Origin of the sequence: Serratia sp. JSRIV004, assembly GCF_019968705.1 — a bacterium.
In the GTDB taxonomy this organism is placed as follows: domain Bacteria; phylum Pseudomonadota; class Gammaproteobacteria; order Enterobacterales; family Enterobacteriaceae; genus Chania; species Chania fonticola_B.
This window is the reverse complement of the sequence record NZ_CP074140.1, coordinates 5,090,376-5,107,213: the sequence shown is the minus strand read 5'-3', so window position 1 is coordinate 5,107,213 and position 16,838 is coordinate 5,090,376. Positions and strand designations below refer to the sequence as shown.

The following is a 16,838-nucleotide window of genomic DNA, read 5'->3' as shown; positions in this document are numbered from 1 at the left end:
TGCCGTTCTTTACCAAAGCCATACGGGCTGCACGCTCAGCTCTGGCAGACAAAGGCGTTGTCTTTGTCCAGCAAATAAGGGCGCAAATAGGCAACCGTGCTGCACATCGGCAAGATATCTGCTGACAGCGTTATCCCCAACGTTTCGACCAGGTATTTTCTACGCTGCTGCATCCGCTGCCATAGCTGCGGATACTGGCGTTGGAGCTCCAATTTCAGCTGTTCATCCGCCAGTAGCACGGTGCTTTCGGCAGAAACGCCACCAAAGTTGGGCACTGAAGGGATAATATCAATCTGCAGGATCATGCCGCTCAACAGCTTTTGCTGTGAGCCTTGATAAATGGGCGAAGACATCCACTCTTCTTCAGCGGTCAGGTGCCCTGGGCACAGCGACCAACCGTACTTTGAGCGCGGTAAGACTGCTTCCACGTGATCGAACAGCTCGCCGCCACGCATGCCAACGCTAATCACTTCGAGCCAGTGGGCATAGGCAGAGAAGTAGGGCTTGGCGACCGCATCCAGATAGTTTTTCGCCTCTGTTGATAACTCACCATTGGCATTGACCGCATAACCCGCCCGGCTGGAGGCCCCGCCGCGGTAGCCTACGGTTAGCGAAATCGTATCACCGTACTTCACGGTGTTGTCGGTTGGGAACAGGTTACCTTTGATAAAGCGTGGGCCGCTGGCAGCAATGGTCACGATACTCGGGCGCTGGCCAAAGCGCACCAGGCAATCCCCTAACTGCTGTTCTGTGACGCCTGGGGCCAGCTTATTCATCGCATCCAGCATGCAATCGGAGGCTAATGCGGCCCCATATTCGTAGTGGGCCACCTCGTTGGCATTATTGACCGTTCTTACCCCGTGCTCGCCGATAAACAAGTCGGTCTCATTGGATAAACAGGCTTCATCACCGACAATGTTGCGGAGGGTATCGACAATAAATGAGGGGAGATCATAGATTTTCTTGTCGATCTCTGGCCCGCTGGTAAACATCTTCCAGCCAACCAGGCCGGTGCGGGCATTTTCCCGAATGCCGGCTTCAACCAGCAGTTCCTTAATCGACTTATCGCTTCTACCGGGTTGATTCGGCAGTGAAAATTGAGAAAGATGCACCGCCTTGGCCTGAATTCGCGCTTTGCTGACCTTATTGAGATTTTCGTTTCCCAGCACCAGCGTCATTTCGCCATCGGCGTTGATAATCAATAAGGCCTCTTCAAAACGGGTGAAAAAGCCGACCAGATATTCAAAATTGCCACCGTGCTCGACATCACAGTAAATCACCAGTTGATCAAGCCCACGCTGCTTCATCCTGCTGAGGATGTTGGCTTTTCTTTGTTGGATGGTTTCATCCGTTAGTGCAACGGGTACGCCAGAACAGTCCTTTTGCGGCTCTGGGATGGTTTTTAAGCTTACTTGCTGGTTTTTCATCTGATCCTCTTTTGCCGAGTGGGAGTTCGTACAGCCTGTTGATCAGGCCATAACATTGAAAATAGAGTTGAGACTTATCTCGCAGTGTTAAACAGCTAAAAATCAGCTTAACGTTAATTTGATCACAGTTTCTACTTTTAACGATTTGATTTCTTGCATTCATTTATCAAACTGATAGCGTATTGGACTGTAAATTAGGATTGTTACTGTTTAACAGGCAAAACCTAAACCTCTGGTGGTGTTGGCTATTAGCTAGCACGCCACCAGAGGTTTAGGTTTTTTTTTGCCTGAAAATCAGTTGATACAACAAGCAGGTAGCAGAGGGCATTCCGGTAACGGATAAAGAAGGCAATGATGAAATATGAATAACTAACGAAAGAGTTATGGATGGAGATAGGGGACATCTACGGAAGGCTAACAATGATACAAACCAACACCATTGAGGAAATAACCATGAAACGGTTTTCACTATTACTTGCTCTATTGTCTTCACTTATTTTTAGTCCGCTGTTGGCTTACGCTGAAACAGCAGGTGATAATACAGTCACCATTTATGTCACCCGCCATGGGAAAACCATGTTTAATACCGTACATCGGGTTCAGGGGTGGGCAGATACCCCATTGACTACCGCAGGCGTGACGGTTGCTGAACAACTTGGCAAGGGGCTGAAAGAGGTTGAATTCAAAAAGGTGTATGCCAGCGATCTGGGGCGAGCTCGTCAAACTGCACGTATTATTTTAGCCGCAAAAGGGCAGCCGTTGGACATCGTCGAAAGTGAGAAACTGCGTGAGTTCTGCTTTGGTATTTACGAAGGCGATCTCGATGCCAATATGTGGGGAGCCATCGCCACCAAGCTTGGCTATGAGTCGGAAAAAGTGCTATTCGGTGATTTTGCCAATGGAAAGTTGCCATTTGACAAGATGTTCGGCGGTGTTGCTCTGGTCGATACCAGCGGTGAAGCTGAAACGTTTGCCACCGTCAAAGCACGTATGCAATCAGAGCTAAAAGCTATCGCTGAAGAAACGGCAGCTCAAGGGGGCGGTAACATACTCCTGGTTTCACATGGAGCCGCTATTCTGGCAATGGTAGCGGATATGAGCTCTACACCCATTGTTGCGCCACTCTCTAATGCTAGTGTTACGCAGATTACTTATAAAAACGGTGAGTTTACCGTGGGTAAACTGGGTGATATGAGCTATGTAGAAAAAGGTGCAAAGCTCTGATTGGGCGATGAGCTAAAGGAAATTAAATAGAATGCTCTGTATCCATAGACAATCATGCCGCCTGTTTTTATCAAGGCAGGGTCTATGGATATACACGACGGTACCTAGATTAGCAGTGAAAACGCTCTGTCACGTAGTGGCAACCTAATTTGAGGCGTGTGTCTCAAAGTAAATATAATTCTGCTAATTTAATTAAATATTAAAATTCAAGTGACAAAAAAGCACAACCCTGTTGGGCAGAATAATGCATCAGTTGGCAATGTTATGAGCATACTAAATCAGACTATGGTGTGAACACACTTGGTAATACATGAACATATTTTGTCATAACTTCATTAATAAATCGTTATTTTGAACAGAATAAAATGCCAACAACGTCATGCTTTATAAGTTAAATTTATCTTTGCACCGGATTTATTGATCGCCATCAGGATACTCATGTACAAAAAATACGCACAGTAGACCATTCATAAGCCGATGCTGTTATAACTAGCACTGGGTTATTCTGTGACACTCTGATAAGGAAATAGCATGAGCGGACAGCAACAAAATATCACCTCATCTGCAACAGAAACGGCTCCCGTTCGCTGGGGAGCCTACGTGGCGCTACTTTTTGCCATGGTATTCTTTTCCGGGCTTCTCGGCGGTAAAGAATGGTATGGCGTGTTTGATTTCACGACATTGAACGGGTCTTTCGGACGGGTCGTCAGTGGTGTGACTCAAAGCAACGAGGCATTAAACGTCTCCAACAGTACCTTTCGTGGTACCGGCGGTAACGGTGCCATGGACGGTTTTCTCTTCGCCTTCGGCTTGATACCTGCTGTCATGTTTGCCCTTGGCATGATCAATGTACTGGAGCACTACGGTGCGCTGAATGCAGCACGTAAACTGTTAACCCCACTGTTGCGCCCGTTGCTGGGGCTGCGTGGTAATACCGGTTTGGCACTGATTGGCAGCCTGCAGAGCACGGATGTTGGCGCCTCACTAACGCGCAAACTGGCTGATGAGGCACAGATTACAGAGAATGAAAAAGACGTTTTCACCATGTTTCAGTTCTCTGCAGGTGCCATGATCACCAATTTTTTCTCCTCTGGTGCCATTCTGTTCACTTTGGTTGCCGCTGACGGCACCCTGGCTGTTCCCGCCTCAATCGGCCTTTGCATCCTCGTGATGTTTTTTATGAAAATCGTTGGCGCGAATATTTTACGTTTGTTGCTGAAAATGCGTCGTCAAGATAACGCATCTTCTGAAATCCACAAGGCATAGGGAGATCACCATGAGCATGACGACTGAATCCAAACCCATGATCACCGATGTTTTTGTTGCCGGGGCACGTAAAGGTTGGGCCATTGCCACAACCAGTACGTTGCCCAATGTTCTGATGGCCTTTGTGGTGATCAAGGCGCTCACCATCACTGGCGCACTGGACGGACTGGCTTTCATTTTTGCTCCCCTGATGCAGCTGTTCGGCTTGCCGGGCGAGGCGGCAGCGGTCCTGATTGGCGGCTGGATGTCAATGGGCGGTGGGATCGGCGTAGCCGTTAGCCTGTTCGATAGCGGGATCCTGACGGGAGAACATCTGGCTATCCTGGCACCGGCCATCTATCTGATGGGGTCCCAGATCCAGTATGCCGGACGTATCCTTGGGGTCATTGGCACCAACGCCAAACTGATCCCGTTGATGATAGCCATCTCGGTACTGAATGCATTCGGAGCCATGCTGCTGATGCACATTTTTATCTAGTAGCAGTGCGACCTGAAGGGCGAGTGCGAGATCGTACTCTCCTGCGATTTAATTTCAGTGCACGCACAGCCTGCACAAAAGAACAGGGGAAACACCATGCAATTAGACGACTATCTGGCAGAATTGGCCTCCTTGGTTAATGTGGACTGCGGTACCAATACGTTGGAAGGAGTTGCCACCGTTGCTGCCAATATGCATGAGAAATATCAGCAGCTCGGCTGGCACAGCGAAATTGTCGATCTTGGCGATAAAGTGGGGCCCGGCGTTTTTGCTGCCAACAAACCCAATAGTCCACACTTTGATGTGCTACTGGTAGGTCACCTGGATACGGTTTTCCCAGTAGGTACCGTAGCGATGCGCCCTATGAGCATTAAGGAGGATCGCGCCTATGGCCCCGGTGTGGCGGATATGAAGAGCGGGCTCCTTAATATTCTTTGGGCAATGAGGGAACTGTCTGCAGAGGCGAAAGAGCGTCTCTCTATCGCGATTGCCATGAACCCTGATGAGGAGACGGGTTCGGTTTATTCACATGAATGGATTGGCGCACTGGCGAAACGCAGCCGCTGCGTGTTGGTGTGCGAGGCCGCCCGTGCGGATGGCTCACTGGTCAAGGCCCGCAAGGGAATGGCTCGCTACGAGCTGGAATTTCACGGTGTCGCCACCCACGCTGGTAACGATCCTGAGAATGGGCGTTCCGCAATCAATGAAATGGCCCACTGGATACTTCATCTTAACCAGTTAGCCAATGCGCAACTGGGGACGACCCTGAACGTTGGAGTGGTGAGTGGAGGTTCTGCGGCCAATGTAGTTGCGGACTACGCGCAAGCGATAATTGATGTCCGCTTCTGGCAGAACGACGAATTTGAGCGTGTTGACCGGCTAATGCGAACCACGACGCCTCACTGCTTTACTGCCGATGTTCGCCTCAATGTGACATTACAGGCTCATGTGCCCGCCATGTCACCCTCAGAAAAAACCGAACAACTGATGGCGAAGGTGGAGTCTGCGGGGAGGTTGGAGAATATTGACGTTCGCTGGCAGGCCGTCGGTGGTGGTTCTGATGCCAACCATACCGCCGCGCTTGGTATCCCCTCACTGGATGGTTTTGGTCCAATTGGCGCTGGCTTCCATAGCTCGGCAGAATATCTGGAGTTGTCCAGCATCGAACCCCGAGTGCGTCTTTTGCGCCGAGTGATAGAAACGCTGTAACCTCTGTCAGAAAGCAAAAAACCCGCCATAGGCGGGTTCTTCTAAATCATGGTGCCCGGACTCGGAATCGATATTTCAATGTAACTTATTAATATTTAAATTTATTTTTTGATTTGATTATTTATGTACCCTCAATTGTACCCGCAGTCCCTGTGAGTGTTTTTTGGGAACCACATCGGGGTTTTGCTGTGATAGAAGACGTCAAGTGAAGTGAAAAAAACCGCGTAGGCATCGTGTTCGATTCTTTATTTCTTTACCTGTTTGGTAGCGAGTCTAATGCAGAGTGCTATCTTACCGATTTTCTCGCGTATGCCAAACACGTAAGATGTAGAGCGCGTTAACTCTGAGTTCGTAGTGAATTTCATAGTTACCGATGTTCAAGCGACGTACTTCCCGTGGTTCATATCTTGCCAGTGCGGGTCTCATACGTGAATGCGTCAGCAGGTTTACGGGGCAAGCACCAACGATTGAAGCACCTGCGCAGATGCTTCTGGATTTACGTTGGCAATCAAGAAGCGCAACAGCTCTAAATCTTGCAACGCATGATCTGACCAAACCACCTGCATTACTTTTGCCCTGACTGTGGTACAGGAAGTGGCGTGTCAATGTTCAGACTATTTATCCATTTCAATACATCTGTTTGTTCCACCACTCTGCTCTCATCCACATCAGCCAGCCCCCGCAAGATCATTTGATGATGGTTCTCTTCCTGCTCAATGTTCGCAGCCAAGACTTGTTTGACTATCCAGCCACGGGAACGATCATAATTTGCAGCCAGTTCGTCGAACTTCTCTACCATTTCAGCAGGAACATGGGCAGTGATAACGCGTGTTGGTGATTGTCCCATAAGTTTCTCTTTGTGATTAAAATGTAATCATAGTTAATAAGAGAGCAACAGACAATGTTGAGGTTAGGAAACCGTTGCCTATTGTCTCAACTCTGCTTACTACTGTGCTGGCAGGGTTATAGCCGTTCTGGCAGTACGCCTGGGTAATGTTTGGCGATGATATCGTTCATCTTGTCTATCAACGCAGGCTTTCCGAACGTAAGGTGTGCTGTGCCCTTCATGAAGTATCTGATTGTAAAATACTCATCTTCATAAACCTCAGCTTTCTGCGGTGTAGCGCGGATATGTTCATACAGCCGAGCGGTGACGTCCTGACGATTATCAGGGATCGCTTTGCCATCCAGTAAATGTAACATCCTCTCCAGATCGGCCAACTGATCCCGCCGATAACTGTGGTTCAGCGTAAATCCCCATTGGTTGTGACTCACCAAACTGTTGACGATCACTTTCTTGCCAAATTTACACGGGTGATTCGACTTGTAGTCCCAGGAGAGCGACTTGAACACGTTGATCACTCCCCGCTCAAATACCTCTCCCTTGTCCCGGTGCAACTGATTGAATGTGCTGTAGATACTCTCGTCGCTAATAGCCGGAATATTGTCGCCCTCCAGGTTTCTGTACCATTGATCACGCGCCTGCGCATCCATGATCGCAAGCATTCCGGAGCGTTTCATCAGAACTCGCCATATACTACGGTCGAGATTACGGGTGATCACGGGCATGGCCGTTTCGGCTTTTTCCATCAGCCAGCAACCGCAGCGGAAGTCTTGTTTCATTGCCCAGTCCCTTGCTACTCCACCGCCAATGCTGTTGGTGATGGTTGAGATATCCTCAAGCTGGTGAACAAGGGCTTCAATTTGCGTCAGCGCGGCGTTACGTCCGGTGACGATACGTTCAATACTGGTGGAGCAGATAATCTCTGTGTGGTCGGTTAACACATCGGGTTCAATCACGGTATTCAATGCTGTTGACATTGTTAGGGTTCCTTAAAAACAAAATGCCTGCGTCATGGCAAGCAGGTATAAAGATTGGAAGATGAGTTCGTTACGGCTTTATGTCGGTGTCTGATAGACCGCCAGATAGACGTGGCCAAAGCTACCCAAGGTATCGGCTTCGCAGGTAAAACCAGCGTGCTGCACCGTAACGCAGTGCTGGCGGCGCTGGTCGAGCTCACCCGAGCGCAGACAGGCTTCCAACAGTTTAATCAGCACTGGGAAGGCGCGATCCAGCGTTTTAAGCGCATCAGGGGAGAACATACCGACAAAGCCGGCGCGGTCGGGTAGAAAATGCAGGCGGTTACCTTTTTGTACCAGCCTTGCTCCCAGACGGGGAGTAATGGCACAGTGCAAGCCCCAGACGGGTGACGGTATGTTGTCTTCGTCGGTGAGTGGGGCTGCGTTATTATCGGTATTGAGAACGGGTTCTTTCATCGCTGAATATCCTTGAAAAAGTAAAACGCCAGCGGTCGAGGCTGGCGTAGGGGGAAAGTGGGGTTAGTGGGGAATAATCAAGCCAGGCGGCGAATCACCGGGCTGCGTAATCCCCGTGCGCTGCGGGCGCAGAGCATGTCACCGGCGCTCAAAGTCGGATCTTGTGCCATAAGGCTGAATCCAGGTCGGTCAATACGTACTAGGTCAAATTTCTCCACCAGTTCGTTGACGGTTTCGCGTACCGTGACGCCATACTCAATCTGTTGGGTAATCGCCTGATCGTCGTGATACGGCGTGTCATTGAGCTCCAGGCCGTAACAGTGAGCCAGCAACCAGGCAAGCAGTTGCTGGTATTCGAGAAAGGCGGGACTGGCATTGGACGGGGTGTGGGGGAGTTTGTTCATGGTCTTCATAAACGGGGTTCCTTAACAGAGCGGAGAAACTGGTAACTTGCAGTGATAGCTCAGCCAGTGGGCGACTTTCCGCCGTTGTTTTAACGGTACGTCAGATTCAATCGTCCAGGTGTTGGGGCATTGCGTATTGGCCAGCAACAGTGCAGCCATCACCAGCCAGTGGTAGGGATAGCCTCGCGTATCGCAGCGGATCAAGGCATGGGGTGTCTGACGTCGGTAGAGCATAAAGGGATCACCGGCCAGTTGGCTGGCCCTTTCCCCGTTAAAACCGATCAGGTCCAATCCCATCAGGCTGTCGTCGAGTTGGTATGGTTTTTTACCCGTGTATTCACAGATAACGGGTGCTGTGGCTAGCCCCAACGTATCAGGGCGTTGACACAGTTGCTGGTAAGCGGTGGTGATGGCCTGGCCTATCCTTTGCCAGTCGTGTGATGATACGTTGCTGTGTTGCAGAAAATGGAATACGCCAGGCACGGGCGATGTGCTTTTATTCATCAGAGGATTTCCTTTGAAAATAGAGGAGTAAAGCGAGAGTAGGACGTTGAGTGTGGGGCTGTATTACCAGCCGAAGGTGACAAAGTCAGGCAACACATCACCCAGAGCATCAATATGCAGGTAAGTCAGTTGATGGCGTTTCATCAGCGTGATGACCAGACGGCGGCAAGTCTTGGAGAGCCCCAGTCGTTTGAGTTGCAACACCGGATGGCTCCAGGCATCCAGGCGTATCAAATATCCGGTCCCCGAAAAGTGGATCCACTCACCATCACTGAACTCATCCTGACAGTGTGAGATCCTGTACAGCAGTGTATTGTCGTCCTCACTGATATGGGCCGAACTGCATTGCAGACCACGAAGTATCATGGGTGTGGTGACTAACATAGCAACCACCCTCGTTCGGCCAGTGAGATCAGATCTCCGTCCCCCACAATCAGGTGATCCAGCACGCGGACATCAACCATGTCGAGCGCATTGATCAGCCTATCGGTGAGCGTACGATCGGCCTCACTGGGAGTGGGATCTCCCGACGGATGATTATGGGCCAGTATCACCGCGGCAGCCTGGTGGTGTAATGCTCGGATCACTATTTCACGAGGATGGACGATGGTGGCATTGAACGTTCCGACCGAGACGGTTTCACTGGCCTTCAGCCTATGGCGATTGTCCAGGTACAGCACCATAAAGCATTCGCGACTTTGGGATTGAAGATGGAGTCGAAGCCAGGCCTTGACCGCCTCTGGTGAGCTAAAGGTATAGGGCCGGTGCTGCAACTGGGTTTCGAGTATTGCTAACGCCTGGCTGATAACCTGTTGTTGATCGGCGGTGAAGTGCGGCGGGGATGTGAGCATCTGGGGGGGGAGCATGATAAACCTCCGGAAGTTCAGTCGATTAGGACGAAGATGGCACGGCTTTCAGGATGGTGCAGCGCGTATTCTCGTAACCGGTAGAAGTGATCGGTCATGGCCTCGCTTTCGGTCCGGCAAGCATGGTAGCTGTAGGCCATTAGGCAGGCGGTAATACCCGCAGCCTCCTGGCCCACTGTAGCCCCGTTGCCGTTGAGGGCATTGAACAGCACATACTCCTTATCGGTATCTGGCATCAGGAAAGCACCGCCGTTACTGAGCATGTAGAAATCCCACAGTCCACCGTGGTAATTCACACAAAGTCTGTCCAGCCAGCCGAAAACGCGGGGCTCCAGAACGAGCCATTGCGGTATGCTGCCGAAGTGCTGCGGCCAGAAACGAGAGCGCTGGTCGCCTGGTACCCTAGTGGCGATCACCGAGCTTGCCGTAGACGGGGCAGAATGCGTATTCATGAAAAATATCCTTATTTATTATCGATAAATAATAAAACAGGCCTCGCCGGAAAACCGGGGCCTGTTCATGATGTGTGTGATAAAAGTCAGTGGGCGCTTACGGGGACGGCTCACCCGAGGTCTGGCATATGAAAATCTAAGCCAGTTATGATGCCTTACTCCCGGCAACCGATACCGGTAGTGGCTGGTAATATTGTGGATCGAATATAGACAGCGGCAGGTCAACCTGATAACCGTTACGCTCTTCTGTTGCCTTCATGACTTCGACTGAACTGACGTTTTCCACGCATTCGTTTTCCAGTGATGCTTCCTGAGAGCGCGTGGTATCACTGTCACCAAACGCGGCTACCTCCATGTTCCCCATCGCCAGTGTGTTGCCACTTTTGTCTTTCAGACGCAGGGAAAGGGTCAGCGGGCCGAAGCCCTCGCCGCTGCCGCCGTTATCCAGACGGAACTGGTAGACGCAAACATTGCCTGGCACCCAGACCGTATCCGTGTTGCGGATACTGATATAGCGTTGTTCATTGGCCTGCGCCTGTGCCAGCAAACTCAGAGTCAGGACTGTAACTGAGGTCATGCCTTTCAGCTTCTTATTCATGGATTTTTCTCCTGATTCTCCGGCAGATAGAGTTTTCCCATTTCCTTGCCATCATGCGAATACACTACCGATTTTTCGCCAGTGTAGCTGTCGGTCTCAATCCGGAAAGTCAGGGTGATATTATCTGCCAAGCACAAGGCAGCCATCAGAGGCTGCACCGTTTTCTGCTGCATATCAGCAATGTAGTAATAATTACCTGACTTACAGTCCTCCGGTGACTGACGGGTTTTCAACACTGTGTATTGCGGTGTGCCAAAGGCATCCTTTTTCACCCACTCCTGAGCAATATCGGATTGATGCGATACAACCTTGCTGAATGGTGGTGGAGTGAGGTCCTTAAATCTGGCTATCGCTTTCACTCCAGCATCTTCTTTACTGTCGCAGCCAGAGATACTCATGGCACCGATAACCGCCAGAATAGCAAGCATATGCGGGTACAATTTCTTCATGGTGCTCATTCCTTGTTTTCAGTCTTGTTTCCGTTGCGTCAGCAATTGCCAGTGCGGCGACACAGTTCAGCCAGACTCTGTTGGGTTACCCATTGCTGCAGTTTTTGCTCTGGTGCAGAACGCTTCGCAGCCAAAGCAGCCTGTTGCTTTTTGTTGACGCAGTTTTCTGGAATTGCGGCAAGCACCTGAGTGTTGTGCGGTTCATTCGCCAGTTCCAACTGATACTGAGTGTCGATGATGGTGAAATAGCACCCTTTCCCCTGATCCTCGCCCTGATAGACGGAGGTCAGATCCGAGTAGTAGCCGCTGGCAGGTTTTACATTCAGCTTGCGAACAGTATGCGTTTTCTTGTCGGCGAGAAAATAGGCACCGCCGCCACGTTGGCGAAGCAGGAATTGTTTTGTCCACGGATAGTTATCGATCACCGTGGCCTGATAGAGCATGTTATGCAGGGTGTTGTTGTCCATGCCATCGTCAGATTTCCAGCCATCCGCTTGCATATAAGACCAGGCTTTGACTGTACCCACGGTGTTTTCAGCGGCAGCCGAGAAGACAGCGCCGGTACAGAGACTTAGAGCAAATGCTGTTGTAGCCAGTAATTTCATCATCATGATTCCTTTTGAGGTAAAAGACTGTCGCCGGTGCTGGCGAGCAGTGAGTGAAAAACGCGAAAGTGAGGCAGAGCCCTGAGAAAACCCGGGTCAGCGAGTACGTTGCGAATCTGAATTTCCGGCACAAACAGTGCCGGATGGAAGGTAACAGCATGGATATCGTTTAACGGAAACACCGCCACGCGATGCTGATGCTCACCTGTCAGGTACCAGTACCCGTTACAGAGTACGAGGCGGTAAGGCGCAAGCCCTGAGCAACGACAACCCTCAGCTAGCAGCGTCACTCGACGGTGCTCTGATATAGCTCTGACAAGCCTCGTAAAGATACCTGGCCGGGATGGTGACAATGGCACCGACTCTGACCATATAAGGCATGGAGACTCACCAGGCCCACTCAACAGTGAGCTAACCATATGGTTATCCATATCAGGAAACAAAGCCTCCACTCCCGACTGGCGAGCAAAAGTCATTACCGCCAGTTCACGTTGATGACTGCCAGAGAGCAGGCGACAAGTACCGTCGCGATATTCCAGATCCAGATACATCAGCCGCTCACGAAAATCCCGGCGGAGGGTACGGACCGACACGCCAAACTCTGCTGCCAGAAGGCGCATATCCAGCGTTTCGCCTGCTACCAGACGACTGATAATGAGAGACAACCGGACCGCCAGCCGTTCATGGCGACGCTCAGTCTGGGACATGAGAGGTATTCTCCATCCTGTTAATAGGCTGAAAATTAAGTGATTAGTGTAACGAAGGGGGAGGACAGGGTATGGACACAGGAAGGCGTATTTTTTCAGTACAACGAATACAGTTGTGATGCGCCCTTAAGCGTTACCAGAGGATTATCCGCTTATTAATTGAGCGCCAATCGGACAGGGAGTGTCCGTCATGCGAGGTTTGTCAGAAGAAAATCCAGTCCCAGACGGTACGGGCGAGCGTCACCACTGCTTCCCGCACAGTGCGAATAACAGTTCGAACAGGAGCAGGCAGAAAAGACGACGACTCCACAGTACCAAACACCTCACTCACTGCACTCCCAAAGCCCTCACGTGCCTGCTTTTTTACCGATTCACTGCATAACTTCCCCTGCAGTTGCATCGCCAGTGGGCTGGTAGCACGGTCCGGCAGGCAACCCATCATGGTTTCGACCATTGACGGCAAATTCCATTCTGTCCTGGCGGAAACGGCGCACACCGGATGATGCGGTGAAAATAGCTGGCGAATGGACTCCAACCTTGCCTCAATATTCACCAACTGATGCGGTGATGGCGCATTGCCGGTGACATACCATTCATGGCTTGGCTCTATTTTGTCGGCCTGGTTAACGACAAACAGTATTCGCTGTTGGTAACCCGTCATCACTCGTCGGTAGAAGTGTTCATCCACTGAAAAAGCACGATCATCAGCTTTTATAACCCACAGGATGAGATCCAGCTCAGGGAGAATATTGCGATATAGAGATTCATATTCTTTATCCCGTTGCTTACTCTCGCCTACACCGGGTAGATCTACAAGTATCAGGCTGTGGTCACTGCTGCTCAAACGCAATCGCAGCATTTCACGTGTGCAGGCGTCGACATCGCTGACGGGCGTGACCTCCCCCTGGAACAGCGCATTGCAGAGCGACGATTTTCCCGCACCTGTTTTACCCATGATGCCGATGACCGGTTCGTAGTGAGTGAGCTTTTGAATATGGTCAAGAATATGTTTTCCAATGGCATAAGGGAGCGATGCCAGCGGCTTTTCGATGGCCTGAAAACCTTCTGATTTTTTCATGAAACGACCTCAGACAGAAAAACAAAACACCCAATACAATGACGTATTGGGTACGGTTCACAAAGGTAATATCTGTCTGAGATTTTTTTAAATCGAGGGGCGGGATAATCACATGGCGTTATATTTCTCCGTAATAAGCATTTCCAGCACGTCACTCAGTCTCAGGTTATATTCTTGGGCGATGTTATCGAGCATCTCCTTGACCTCTTTCCTGATGTAGGTGTTGATGGCTTTTTTATCGTCCTTCCGATATTTTTCTTTTTGTTTTTGCTGATGCCATGAGTGGTTTATTCGTGACTTGAACAGTTCCCGAGTGTCTTCCGGAGCCTGCCATAAATCCCAGGCAGCGAGGGCGGACAGATAATAGTCACGGGAGGAGGATGGGGTAAAAAACTGCGTGACAGGTAGGATTTTCCCAGGTGTCTCAGCCTGTTTTTCTTTTATTCTCGACCAGAACCAGCGGCACATGTCTTCATCATCGGCATTAAGCCAAGTAAAGCGCTGAGGCCTGCGGCAATTATCTAACCACTGTTGTTTCAGTATTTCCAGATGCGCCATTTTACCTCCCTGTTGATTCAGACTATGAGCACCATCGAAATAGTCTCTGAGGGTGCGAAGTCGTTCCTGATGTGTGGCCGGGGACTCCCCCAGTCCGAGAGCTTTATAGGTGTTTATCTTCGTGTTGCCATTATTCAAAGTCGGCTTCCTTACTAAAGTTTGATTTGGAGCGGGATGAAGGAAAGGGGCATAATTGTTAGTGTCAAGATAAATCACTGCCCAGAGATAGAAGGTTGCCTGTTCGTTGTTTTTCAGCCATGAAAATGCCTCATCAGGCAGAATGGCGTAGCCCGCCATAATTTCGATTTCATTGACTTCTTGATTATGTGAAACCTCAAATGTGTATTTTTTTTCCAGGAACGCATTCACGTTTCGCAGGCAATTCTCAGCATTGCCCGGATCGTATGTGGGAAACTCACCAGGGTACTTATTCGCTAGGTGCTGTGCGTAAAAACGACAGACCCGCCCGTCCTTGCTTCTGACTTTTGCCTTCTCTTCCGCCATCATTTTTCCCTCAGTGTTCGTATTCAGATTCCTTATCTTACACATAAAAAGGTGTGCTCTGCATAGTCACTAAGTGATTAATTGCTAATTGATTGATGAGAAATAGGTATTGATATCTTTGTTTATCGTGATTAACAACTGATTAGTTAATGATTTTTAGCTGTTTTTATCCTGTTGCCAATCGTCAAAAACCAGGCAGGGTAAGGGTTACGCCCTGATTATGTTATCGGAAGGGGGATTGTGACGTTGTTGTTCCGGGTAGGGGAAAGGAATGAGCTGAGCCTGCGCTTACCGTTGTGGGGTGTCCAGCGGCCTCTGTGGTCGGCATGCTGACCGGATGGGAAACAGGGAACGTCAGTGGTTTTTTTGCGATGGCAGAAACGACCGAGAACGGTTAGTGGCAAAGGTATGGAATTAAGGTTAATTAATATTATTAAAAGAAGTACATATACCTATCGCATCCCGTATACGTAAAAGATTATAAGCATGTACTGGATAAACCTATCGACTTATCCAAGTAAAAATTACAGGACTACCTCTTCCTTTGAACCAATACCAAGGAGGAAAAATGAAAAGACCCTATAACGCCAACCCAAAGTATGAAATGGATGGTCTATTGTTGACTGATATCAATACGCATATGGAGGCGATGTTCCAACGTTTTTCAAAACTACTACCTTTCAGGATCGACTTTGCATATAAAAAGAGTTCAGCAAGCTTTGGTCATGCTTGCAGACACTCAATGTATAACGAGGTCCTAATGTTGATTAAAGAGTTCGAAAAATCTCTTCCGATAGTGGGCTATTACTGGGTGATAGAGTACACGAAGAGAAAAGGACTTCATGTCCATTTTGTTTGCTATCTGAATGGGCAGTTTCAGAACTGTCATTATCCGATATCCCGAGCGATGGGCAGCATCTGGAAAAAAGTAACAGATAATGATGGATATCATCACCTTTGCGTCCCTAAAGATATTTACGAAGTCAAAATTGGCAAGGTGATCCGACATTTTGATACGGACGAGATCGATGATTTGTGTTATGTCATTAGCTATCTGGCTAAATGTGAGCAAAAGGAAAATGGTATCATCGCGGGTAAAAGCGTGATACCGGTAAAAAGCAAGCGAGGTAGACCACGCATACGCTGAACAACCTTCACTAACTTTTTACAGATTCACCGGTTGGTATGTCGGAGCAGGGGTAACAGTCATTCACAACCACTCCGACTTACCTTTTAAATCGGAGAACTCAACCATGACAATCAAACCCTCCCTGCTTGAAGACCAGTTTGTCGACATGGCATTTATCACAACCCTGACCGGACTCACCGATAAGTGGTTTTATAAACTGATTAAAGATGGTCTCTTCCCGAAGCCAATTAAGCTGGGTCGTAGTTCCCGCTGGTTAAAAAGTGAAGTGGAAGCCTGGCTTCAGGACCGCATTAACCAGTCCCGCAAATAAACCTCTCCCCTAACTAAACCCGCAGCATGAAAATAATTATCCGGCTACCCCGGAGGTTTTCTGCTGCCTGTCATTCCAGTCATGAAGGAATATGCACCATGAAAGACAATAAATCCCGTTACGAAGAACTCCACAGATATTACCAGACCTGGCTGACGGATTTTACGAAGCTGACAGTCAGGTCGGGCATGTGTCACCAGAATATATACCACCATCATACCCTGACGGTTGGCCGTCTAACGTTCCCGGGGAAAGCGCCAGCTATTGCGATTGTTCCGCAGTGCCTGCACCGAATCATTTACGGTAAAGCAGCGGTAGCACCACTATCCCTGGAGGATGATCTGAGTGTCAGTCTGTGTACACAGGAGCACCTGCTGGCTCATCACCCCATGCTGGAGGGGGTTCTGCTTTCTGAATGCGTGCGTTTAAAACAACGCTCGCTGGCAAATGAGCTTATCAGCCTATTCAGGCAATTTAGCGGAACAGAGTTGCGTCTGAAGCTTGTCTGGCTGTGCTGGTACGATTTGATGCTGGGGAATGGTTTTGCTGACTGGACTGAAAATTTGAAGATTAAAACTGAAGAAGAAGTGAATCACTGGATTAACGAACGGCAGTCTGAGCACTACGCGTTAACCGGCATCGTGGATGAGTACATCACTTTTGCCTACCGCACTGCCCTCGATCCGCTGACTTGAGTTTCATGCCTTGTTCTGCTCAGGGAGTTAAAATTAATATAATTAATAGTCACTCCCTTTTTACAACCATCTCAGTA

23 protein-coding genes are annotated in these 16,838 nt (G+C 49.4%); 7 read left to right on the top strand and 16 right to left on the bottom strand.

Annotation, left to right across the window (positions count from 1 at the left end):
* Positions 1–35: 35 nt before the first annotated feature.
* Complete coding sequence (locus KGP21_RS24350; RefSeq protein WP_223536376.1) at positions 36–1,427, bottom strand: Xaa-Pro peptidase family protein; 1,392 nt, start codon at positions 1,425–1,427, stop codon at positions 36–38.
* Between the two features lie 420 nt (positions 1,428–1,847).
* Here KGP21_RS24350 and KGP21_RS24345 point away from each other — a divergent pair, with 420 nt between their 5' ends.
* The 4 genes from KGP21_RS24345 (at position 1,848) to KGP21_RS24330 (ending at position 5,604) form a co-directional block, all read left to right on the top strand.
* Positions 1,848–2,651, top strand: a complete 804-nt coding sequence (locus KGP21_RS24345) for a histidine phosphatase family protein (RefSeq protein WP_223500375.1) — start codon at positions 1,848–1,850, stop codon at positions 2,649–2,651.
* A 531-nt stretch (positions 2,652–3,182) separates the two neighbouring features.
* Positions 3,183–3,917 carry a nucleoside recognition domain-containing protein gene (locus KGP21_RS24340; protein WP_155621780.1) on the top strand — a complete coding sequence of 245 codons (735 nt, stop codon included), beginning with the start codon at positions 3,183–3,185 and terminating at the stop codon, positions 3,915–3,917.
* Positions 3,918–3,933: 16 nt separating this feature from the next.
* On the top strand, positions 3,934–4,395 hold the full coding sequence (locus tag KGP21_RS24335) for a YjiG family protein (protein ID WP_115159346.1): 462 nt from the start codon (positions 3,934–3,936) through the stop codon (positions 4,393–4,395).
* Positions 4,396–4,491: 96 nt separating this feature from the next.
* Positions 4,492–5,604: a M20 family metallopeptidase gene (locus tag KGP21_RS24330; protein ID WP_223500374.1), complete on the top strand. Its 1,113-nt coding sequence runs from the start codon at positions 4,492–4,494 to the stop codon at positions 5,602–5,604.
* 291 nt (positions 5,605–5,895) lie between these two features.
* Here the strand turns inward: KGP21_RS24330 and KGP21_RS29600 are convergent, their stop codons facing one another.
* From KGP21_RS29600 to KGP21_RS24255, 15 genes are all read right to left on the bottom strand, one after another.
* Entirely contained in the window at positions 5,896–6,030 is a 135-nt protein-coding gene (locus KGP21_RS29600; protein WP_245398320.1) for a type II toxin-antitoxin system RelE/ParE family toxin, read from the bottom strand.
* Positions 6,031–6,169: 139 nt separating this feature from the next.
* Positions 6,170–6,451 carry a CopG family ribbon-helix-helix protein gene (locus tag KGP21_RS24320; protein WP_223498456.1) on the bottom strand — a complete coding sequence of 94 codons (282 nt, stop codon included), beginning with the start codon at positions 6,449–6,451 and terminating at the stop codon, positions 6,170–6,172.
* A gap of 116 nt (positions 6,452–6,567) precedes the next feature.
* Positions 6,568–7,425 (bottom strand): DUF4942 domain-containing protein, encoded by an 858-nt coding sequence (locus KGP21_RS24315; RefSeq protein ID WP_223498455.1) that lies wholly within the window; start codon positions 7,423–7,425, stop codon positions 6,568–6,570.
* A gap of 78 nt (positions 7,426–7,503) precedes the next feature.
* On the bottom strand, positions 7,504–7,881 hold the full coding sequence (locus KGP21_RS24310; protein ID WP_223498454.1) for a type IV toxin-antitoxin system YeeU family antitoxin: 378 nt from the start codon (positions 7,879–7,881) through the stop codon (positions 7,504–7,506).
* 77 nt (positions 7,882–7,958) lie between these two features.
* Positions 7,959–8,294: a TA system toxin CbtA family protein gene (locus KGP21_RS24305; protein WP_223498453.1), complete on the bottom strand. Its 336-nt coding sequence runs from the start codon at positions 8,292–8,294 to the stop codon at positions 7,959–7,961.
* 12 nt (positions 8,295–8,306) lie between these two features.
* Positions 8,307–8,789, bottom strand: a complete 483-nt coding sequence (locus tag KGP21_RS24300; protein ID WP_223498452.1) for a hypothetical protein — start codon at positions 8,787–8,789, stop codon at positions 8,307–8,309.
* Between the two features lie 63 nt (positions 8,790–8,852).
* Entirely contained in the window at positions 8,853–9,173 is a 321-nt protein-coding gene (locus tag KGP21_RS24295; RefSeq protein ID WP_223498451.1) for a DUF5983 family protein, read from the bottom strand.
* Complete coding sequence (gene radC, locus KGP21_RS24290; protein ID WP_223498450.1) at positions 9,167–9,655, bottom strand: DNA repair protein RadC; 489 nt, start codon at positions 9,653–9,655, stop codon at positions 9,167–9,169. Before radC ends, KGP21_RS24295 begins: the two co-directional genes overlap by 7 nt.
* A 17-nt stretch (positions 9,656–9,672) precedes the next feature.
* The gene (locus KGP21_RS24285) at positions 9,673–10,107 is read right to left on the bottom strand and encodes an antirestriction protein (RefSeq protein WP_223498449.1); all 435 of its coding nucleotides are present in this window, start codon (positions 10,105–10,107) and stop codon (positions 9,673–9,675) included.
* A gap of 145 nt (positions 10,108–10,252) precedes the next feature.
* On the bottom strand, positions 10,253–10,705 hold the full coding sequence (locus KGP21_RS24280; protein ID WP_223498448.1) for an IrmA family protein: 453 nt from the start codon (positions 10,703–10,705) through the stop codon (positions 10,253–10,255).
* A complete protein-coding gene (locus KGP21_RS24275; protein WP_223498447.1) occupies positions 10,702–11,154 on the bottom strand; it encodes a YfjS/YafY family lipoprotein in 453 nt (150 codons plus the stop codon). Before KGP21_RS24275 ends, KGP21_RS24280 begins: the two co-directional genes overlap by 4 nt.
* Before the next feature lie 38 nt (positions 11,155–11,192).
* Entirely contained in the window at positions 11,193–11,762 is a 570-nt protein-coding gene (locus KGP21_RS24270) for a hypothetical protein (protein ID WP_223499718.1), read from the bottom strand.
* On the bottom strand, positions 11,762–12,466 hold the full coding sequence (locus KGP21_RS24265; protein ID WP_223498446.1) for a transcriptional regulator: 705 nt from the start codon (positions 12,464–12,466) through the stop codon (positions 11,762–11,764). Before KGP21_RS24265 ends, KGP21_RS24270 begins: the two co-directional genes overlap by 1 nt.
* Positions 12,467–12,668: 202 nt before the next feature.
* On the bottom strand, positions 12,669–13,544 hold the full coding sequence (locus tag KGP21_RS24260; protein ID WP_223498445.1) for a GTPase family protein: 876 nt from the start codon (positions 13,542–13,544) through the stop codon (positions 12,669–12,671).
* A 108-nt stretch (positions 13,545–13,652) separates the two neighbouring features.
* A complete protein-coding gene (locus tag KGP21_RS24255) occupies positions 13,653–14,609 on the bottom strand; it encodes a transcriptional regulator (protein ID WP_223498444.1) in 957 nt (318 codons plus the stop codon).
* A gap of 565 nt (positions 14,610–15,174) precedes the next feature.
* Between KGP21_RS24255 and KGP21_RS24250 the strand changes: the two genes are divergently transcribed.
* The 3 genes from KGP21_RS24250 to KGP21_RS24240 all read left to right on the top strand — a co-directional run bounded on the left by KGP21_RS24250 (position 15,175) and on the right by KGP21_RS24240 (position 16,761).
* Entirely contained in the window at positions 15,175–15,753 is a 579-nt protein-coding gene (locus KGP21_RS24250; protein WP_223498443.1) for an inovirus-type Gp2 protein, read from the top strand.
* Between the two features lie 106 nt (positions 15,754–15,859).
* Complete coding sequence (locus tag KGP21_RS24245) at positions 15,860–16,066, top strand: AlpA family transcriptional regulator (RefSeq protein WP_223498442.1); 207 nt, start codon at positions 15,860–15,862, stop codon at positions 16,064–16,066.
* Positions 16,067–16,164: 98 nt separating this feature from the next.
* A complete protein-coding gene (locus tag KGP21_RS24240; protein ID WP_223498441.1) occupies positions 16,165–16,761 on the top strand; it encodes a hypothetical protein in 597 nt (198 codons plus the stop codon).
* Positions 16,762–16,838 lie beyond the last annotated feature (77 nt).